Here is a 4,303-nt window from a genome sequence, read left to right on the forward strand (position 1 = left end):
ACTGGATTCAGGGTCTTCCTTGTGGTGATGGAGAAGCAGTTGTTGGGCTGTCAATGGTGCTGATTCGGCGTTGGAAGGCGGCGAGTTCGGCGGGGGTGTGGGGTTGGGAGAGGAAAATTCGGGTTTCTTTGAGGATGGCCTGTTCCTGTTTGAGGATGGGGGGGAGGATGCCGGTTCCAGCGGCGTTGTCCAGGATGGTCAGATTCATGTACTCGTGGCGGTTGCCGCCTCGCAAGGGAAAGAGGCGGGCTTTCAGGGCGAGGGATTGTTGCCACAGGAGGGCGTCTTTGCCTTTCCATAGATCTTCGGGTACCTCTCCGGATTCCACCCAAAGGGGGAGGGCCGCGGCGCACATGGGCTGGCCGGGAATCGCCCACAGGGTGGCCACGGATTTGGGGTCATCGGGGTCTTTCCCAACCATGACCACGGCCGCCGAGGTGTAGGGCCGGGAAATACAGTCGGACGCGTAGATCCAGTTTGGTGAATCCTTGGGTGATCGCTTCCAGGTGTCCGGATCCGGGTGGTGCGGCAGGGTGTGGCCGGTATCGCGGGTGAAACGGGTAAGGATGGTTTCAAAATCCACCTGGCCCTTGGGAAAGGTGTTGAACAATTCGGTTGCCCGGGCAAAGCGCAGGTAACCGGCGCCCTTGTTTTTCGGACCCGAGCGGGCGAAGTTGGTGACCACCAGGTAGTCGCGGGCCTCTTTGTCCGCGTCGTGCACGGTGTAGCCGTGGTTGTGGACTTCGAACAACCAGGCACGGCCCGCCGCGTCCATGACACCGAAGGTGGCCTGGCTGCCCAGGTCCGGCCCTTGGCGCGTTTCCAGGTAGGCGGAAAAGTCCATTACGGTGCGGCAGGTGCGCAGGGCGTCGCCCATGACGATTCCCTCCAGGTCCTGCATTTCATTCTGGTGCAGGGGCAGGTTGTAGGCCACGGTGTTGATGATGCCGAAACCGGCGGCGTTGAGGCCCGCGAAGGCGTGGCGCCCGTCCGGGGCGTGGGCGTTGACCAGGGCGATGTAGGAAAAGGGCTGATCCGTGACGTACACCACTTTGTTTGAAAAGTAGTCGGTGTCGCGGTTTTTCCACAGGATGGGCCGGCCCGAGGCACTGCCGTTGGCGGAAACCACGGCACCGGTGCAGGCCGACGACGGACGAGGCAGAATGAAGATCAAGCCCAGGGTCAGGACGGTAGAAAGAATCAATGCGCGTTTCATGAGGCGATTATAACCCATGAGAGAGTTTTGAATGAATAATTTTGAGTTTTGAATGAGAAAAGCTCAACGAATGAGTCCTTTTTTCAACTTCCCAACTCTTCAACTTTGAGTGTGACAGGCGTAGGGGAGCCCCCCGTGGCCTCCCTTGTCACTAGCCTGATGTTCCGATCAGTCCGGTAAAGATTTGCAGTTCCGGGACGGCGGTGGTCATGCGGTTAAAGTCCGCGTCGTGGTGGAAAAGAAACAGGTCATGCTCGATGGCAGTTTCGGCGATTAAGAGGTCAACGCTGCTACGCACCGTTACACCGGCTTTGCGGCAACGTATATTGAGCCGGGCCGCGCGCTCATAGGAGGCAAGGCCGTTTTTCAATGTGAAGACGGGGAGGGTATCAAAGTAGCGTTTTAGCCGATTGAATTCATTGGCGTCGCGGGATCCTTGCAACACTTCCTGGTAAACCAGGGGGGTGATCCCCCAGGGGATCTCGCTATTCAGTACACGTTCAAACAGTTCTGCTATTGGGCTGTTGCCGTTGCGCAGGTATTCGATCAGGACCGATGTGTCTGCCAGGATCATTTGCCGGCCCGCATGGCTTTGTGATCGTAGCCGGCGGCAAAGTGGATTTTTCCACGCAGTTTTCGCAGGTCCTTCATGCGCCGGCGCTGAATAAATTCACGCAGGGCGGTATCGATCAGCTCCCGCTTGGTACGGATCTCTTTTGACAGGCGCAGGGCTTCGTCCACCAGTTGATCATCCAAAACCACGTTGGTTCGCATAATACACCTCTATATGTGTATATTAATGTGTGAAGAGTGGGATTGCAACCCGCCTGGAAAAACAGTTGAAAAGTTAAAAAGAAGGTGACAGGAGGTAAGGGGCGGTTCGTGAACCGCCCCATTCCACTTTTCTCTATATTTCCTGTATAGTTTTGCGGGAGGCAGTGATGGGCATAAAGAAAGTTTTCCTGCTCTATTTGTTTACGGTTCCGGTGTTTTTTGTGATCGACATGGTGTGGCTGGGGTTCGTGGCCAAGGGGTTTTACCGCCGCCACCTGGGCGATTTCCTGGCGCCGAAATTCAACTGGCCGGCGGCGATGATTTTCTACCTGTTGTTTATCGTGGGCATCCTGGTGTTTGCGGTATTGCCGGGGCTGGATAAAAACTCTTTTGCCCATTGCCTGCTGATGGGGGTGTTGTTCGGTTTCTTTACGTACGCCACCTACGACCTCACCAACCTGGCCACCCTGAAGGGCTGGCCCATGCCGATCGTGATCGTGGACATCATCTGGGGCATGGTGCTGAGCGGGTCTGTCGCGGCCGTCAGTTTCCTGATCGGCAAAAAACTGCTGTAAGCGCTTGGTGATCAGCCGGCGCGGCTGGTGTGGAATACGCGGCGGAAGTGGAAGCCGTAAATGGCGAAAGTGATGGCCTGGGGAAACAGGCGCGGACAGCGGAATAGCGACCAGAAAACCAGTTTCCAATAGTACTTGCGGCCGCGGTCAAAGATTCCCAGCACGAAAAAGGCGCGGATGGCCGCCTTGATATGGTAAAAACGCAGCGGCACACTGCTGCGGGGGGGCGTTTTCCCTGAACGGCGCAAATTTTTCAGGCAGCGGGCCTTTTGCCGCAGAAACTCCTGGACGCGGCGGGTGTAGGGCTTGCAGGCGTAGATGGATTGCAGGATGCGCTGGTAGCCGCGGATGAGTTCCTGGTAATCCATGCGCGGCAGGAAGTTGATGGAAAAATCGGTGTTGTCTCCGGAAAAACCTTTCAACAGGCGCTTCTCCTGTTGCAGGCGCTGGTAGAGCCGGGTGTTGCGGGGGGCGTTCAGCAGGCCCACCATGGCCGTGACAATGCCGCTGTTCTGGATGAACTCGATCTGACGGTGAAAAATTGAGGGAGAATCGTTGTCAAAGCCCACGATAAAGCCGCCGGTCACTTCCAAACCCGATGCCTGGATGTGTTTGACGCTGGAGTCCAGGTCACGGCCGGCGTTCTGCATTTTTCCGCATGCCACCAGGCTGTCCTTGTCCGGGGTCTCGATGCCGATAAACACCTGGTCGAAACCCGCTTTTACCATCAGGGTCAACAACTCGTCGTCATCGGCCAGGTCGATGGAGGCCTCGGTATTGAAATTGAAAGGTGAGCGGTGTTGTTTCATCCACTCAATAATGGGGGGAAGGACTTCGGTTTTCAGGGCGGGACGGTTGCCGATGAAATTGTCGTCTACAAAAAAGACCCCTCCGCGCCAGCCCCGGTCATAAAGGCTGTTAAGTTCCGCTACGACCTGGCCGGCGCTCTTGGTGCGGACCCGGCGGCCGAAAAGGGCGGTAATGCTGCAAAATTCGCAGTTATAGGGGCAACCGCGGGAGTATTGCAGGTTCATGGAAACGTATTTTTTCATTTTCAGCAAGTGCCACAGCGGAGTCGGGGTGAGGCTGAGTTCAGGAAACTGACGGGCGGTGTAAACCTTGCGGGCATGACCTTGGTGTAGGTCGGAAAGAAAGGGGGGCAATGTGGCCTCCGCTTCGTTGAGTACCAAGTGGTTTACTTCGGGAAAGGTGTCGGGGGCTTCGGTGAACAGGGGGCCTCCGGCCACTATCGGTTTGCCGGCCTGTTTGGCCATGCGGATCACTTCACGGGTTGATTTCTGTTGAACGGCCATGGCGCTGATAAAAACCATGTCCGCCCAGGCCAGGTGACGCTCACGCAGGGACGAGACGTTCATGTCCACCAGTTCCAACTGCCAGTCCGCCGGTAACATGGCCGCCACGGTGAGCAGCCCCAGGGGGGGGTAGACCGATTTCTTGGAGATGAAGCGGATGGCGTGTTTAAAACTCCAGAACGTGTCCGGGTATTGCGGATAAACAAGCAATGCCTTCATGAAATAACCACCTGTGGTGAAGCTTCCAGGCTGTGTTCCCGGCTGGTTTGCGTCATGCTCAGAAGCGATGCGGCCACCGCGGGGAAATGCAGTTGCATCAAATGGCTGAGCGCCTGAAGCATGGGCAGGACCATGGTATGGGTCAATTCGTCAAGCACTTCACTGCCCTGGGGCGTGAGCTGGTAATACTTGCGGCGGGGCCCCTG

The 4,303-nt window shown here is 56.8% G+C and carries 5 protein-coding genes; 1 reads left to right on the top strand and 4 read right to left on the bottom strand.

What is annotated here, in order from left to right; translation table 11 throughout:
* Window positions 1–7: 7 nt before the first annotated feature.
* From ENN40_09015 to ENN40_09025, 3 genes are all read right to left on the bottom strand, one after another.
* The gene (locus tag ENN40_09015) at window positions 8–1,216 is read right to left on the bottom strand and encodes a hypothetical protein (protein HDP95483.1); all 1,209 of its coding nucleotides are present in this window, start codon (window positions 1,214–1,216) and stop codon (window positions 8–10) included.
* A 151-nt stretch (window positions 1,217–1,367) separates the two neighbouring features.
* Window positions 1,368–1,790 (bottom strand): PIN domain nuclease, encoded by a 423-nt coding sequence (locus tag ENN40_09020; protein HDP95484.1) that lies wholly within the window; start codon window positions 1,788–1,790, stop codon window positions 1,368–1,370.
* The gene (locus ENN40_09025; protein ID HDP95485.1) at window positions 1,787–1,990 is read right to left on the bottom strand and encodes a type II toxin-antitoxin system VapB family antitoxin; all 204 of its coding nucleotides are present in this window, start codon (window positions 1,988–1,990) and stop codon (window positions 1,787–1,789) included. The genes ENN40_09020 and ENN40_09025 overlap by 4 nt, the downstream gene beginning before the upstream one ends.
* Before the next feature lie 167 nt (window positions 1,991–2,157).
* Between ENN40_09025 and ENN40_09030 the strand changes: the two genes are divergently transcribed.
* Window positions 2,158–2,565 (top strand): DUF2177 family protein, encoded by a 408-nt coding sequence (locus ENN40_09030; GenBank protein ID HDP95486.1) that lies wholly within the window; start codon window positions 2,158–2,160, stop codon window positions 2,563–2,565.
* An 11-nt stretch (window positions 2,566–2,576) separates the two neighbouring features.
* On the opposite strand, the gene ENN40_09035 is transcribed toward ENN40_09030, so the two are convergent.
* Window positions 2,577–4,097, bottom strand: a complete 1,521-nt coding sequence (locus tag ENN40_09035) for a DUF4070 domain-containing protein (GenBank protein HDP95487.1) — start codon at window positions 4,095–4,097, stop codon at window positions 2,577–2,579.
* Between the last annotated feature and the right edge of the window lie 206 nt (window positions 4,098–4,303).

This window comes from Candidatus Aminicenantes bacterium (genome assembly GCA_011049425.1).
GTDB lineage: Bacteria > Acidobacteriota > Aminicenantia > UBA2199 > UBA2199 > UBA876.

What these genes read in the sequence shown, in the direction of transcription:
- ENN40_09015 (HDP95483.1), bottom strand. Translation starts at nt 1,216, where the DNA reads ATGAAACGCGCATTGATTCTTTCTACCGTCCTGACCCTGGGCTTGATC.
- ENN40_09020 (HDP95484.1), bottom strand. Translation starts at nt 1,790, where the DNA reads ATGATCCTGGCAGACACATCGGTCCTGATCGAATACCTGCGCAACGGC.
- ENN40_09025 (HDP95485.1), bottom strand. Translation starts at nt 1,990, where the DNA reads ATGCGAACCAACGTGGTTTTGGATGATCAACTGGTGGACGAAGCCCTG.
- ENN40_09030 (HDP95486.1), top strand. Translation starts at nt 2,158, where the DNA reads ATGGGCATAAAGAAAGTTTTCCTGCTCTATTTGTTTACGGTTCCGGTG.
- ENN40_09035 (HDP95487.1), bottom strand. Translation starts at nt 4,097, where the DNA reads ATGAAGGCATTGCTTGTTTATCCGCAATACCCGGACACGTTCTGGAGT.